Source organism: Coleofasciculus sp. FACHB-712 (genome assembly GCF_014695635.1).
Lineage (GTDB): Bacteria > Cyanobacteriota > Cyanobacteriia > Cyanobacteriales > FACHB-T130 > FACHB-T130.
Window position 1 is genome coordinate 1 of the sequence record NZ_JACJOQ010000133.1, and the last position, 1,961, is coordinate 1,961.

3 protein-coding genes are annotated in these 1,961 nt (G+C 48.1%); 1 reads left to right on the forward strand and 2 read right to left on the reverse strand.

The features are described from left to right. Nucleotides 1-704: LuxR C-terminal-related transcriptional regulator (locus tag H6F50_RS03340; RefSeq protein WP_190426326.1), on the reverse strand; the 704-nt coding region annotated here is incomplete at its 3' end. Between the two features lie 114 nt (nucleotides 705-818). Between H6F50_RS03340 and H6F50_RS03345 the strand changes: the two genes are divergently transcribed. Beyond that, nucleotides 819-1,481, forward strand: a complete 663-nt coding sequence (locus H6F50_RS03345; RefSeq protein WP_190426329.1) for a DJ-1/PfpI family protein — start codon at nucleotides 819-821, stop codon at nucleotides 1,479-1,481. A gap of 235 nt (nucleotides 1,482-1,716) precedes the next feature. Here the strand turns inward: H6F50_RS03345 and H6F50_RS26690 are convergent. Next, a partial coding sequence (locus tag H6F50_RS26690; RefSeq protein WP_206754817.1) for a hypothetical protein occupies nucleotides 1,717-1,961 on the reverse strand: 245 nt, incomplete at its 5' end.

The following is a 1,961-nucleotide window of genomic DNA, read 5'->3' on the forward strand; positions in this document are numbered from 1 at the left end:
TGTTGTGTCGCAAAAAGCTGTGCAACCATTTCTGTACGAGACGAAACCTCAAGCTTACGGAACATTCGCTTCAAAGCCTGCTTGACAGAATTCTCGGTAATCCAAAGTTCAGTTCCGATTTCTGTGTTGGTTCGACCCAGCGCTACCAAGTTGGCAATTTCCAACTCACGAGACGTTAAGCGATGGGTCTTTAAGGGTTGGTGCTGAGGTTCCAAAACTGTGCTTGGCGCGAATCGCACGCTGGCGATCCAAACCGATAGGTGTAAACAAATGGCACTCAAATCAGCGATATCTTGGGCATCAAAGGCAGGCATGGATTTTTCACGGGTGCAACCCACTGAGCCGATTAATCGACCCCGATCGATAATGGGTCCTGCCATCACATGCCAATGATCGGGACGAGGACAAATGATTGCCCAGGCTTTTGGGGATGTCACTAATCCTTCATGGACAGGCGTATGGCGCTCTGCTATGTAACGCGCTACAGGATTATGTTCAATGGATAAGACAACATTCAACACTTTTTGAAACTTGCGATTCTCCAAAGGAGAGGCTGCGCCAACGCCTAAAAGCTGGTCGAAGAAAAAGATCCCCGAACGCTTGGCGGCAAAATACTCACCAATTTTTGGCACGAGTTGCGATCGCAGGTCTTGTTCATCTTTTACCTGACTGATGGCTTCAAATAAAAGCTGCAAGGAAATCATCTTGGATTGGGTGTTGTGCCTTAAAGAGTACTCAATCGAGGACTAGGCGCGGTGGGTTGCCATTTTTAGTATAAGGATAGATTTCATTGCAAGCCTTATTAGTAGGATTGATGTATGACTGACTCACAAAAGCACATTATTGGTTTGGTTATCTATCCCGGCATGACCGCACTTGATATTGTGGGACCCCAGCAAGTTTTTAGTGCGCTTCCCAATGTCCAGATTCATCGAATCTGGAAAACGCTAGACCCGATCGAAACCGATGACGGCATGGTGATTTTGCCGGATACCACCTTTGACCATTGCCCGCCCCTGGATGTGCTCTGTGTCGGTGGCGGCTTAAAACAGATGGCAATCATAGACGATCCAGAGATCCTTGGATTTCTGCGTCGGCAAGGAAGCACTGCAAAGTTTATTACCTCTGTGTGTGGCGGCTCTATGTTTTTGGCGAAGGCAGGACTCCTGCAAGGCTATCGAGCGGCGACTCACTGGATGATGCGGGAACACCTAGCCGCGTTGGGGGTTGAAGTCGGAACAGAGCGAGTCGTCATTGACCGAAATCGCATGACGGGGGGAGGGGTGACAGCAGGCATTGATTTTGGTCTCGTGGTTGCTAAAGCGCTTTGTGGTGAGGAAGCCGCCAAGATCGCTCAACTCTTGATGGAGTACAATCCAGCCCCACCCTTCGATGCTGGTTCACCCGAAAAAGCGGGGCCTGATTTAGTGAACAAGGCGACGTCATACGCGATGGGGACATTGGGTTTACAAGTAGAATAGGCAGCTTGACATGAATAGCCAATTCGGAAATTGACGGCGGTACAGCTTGGTTTTTCTGCGATTTCGATCGTCTTCAACAAGAGCTTGATTCCTCAGGTATTCAATTGAGAAGGCGATCGCTATCAATGCAGACCAGCTCCTTTCAGGGTGCGAGTTAATTGGCGCTTTTCTCAAACAAGGGCAAATCCAGGCGGCAAACATTTACCAAAAGCGTGCCCAAAATCACTACCAGCTACTATTGAAAGCAAGGCAAGAGCGCTCGACAATTAGCAACGGCGATAAATTTCCACTCTGAATAAACTGGTCTCGGAAATCCAGCTTCCAGCTCAAGCTTATGTCCTGCTCCTGTAACGATAAGCATGGGTACAACCAGAAAATCGGAAAAATTATAGGCAAAATAGAGGGTGCGCCTATTTATCGTCGCTAAGTTTTTTTGATGGATGAAATTGACAAGAGTTTGACGAATCAGACGGAAGCACC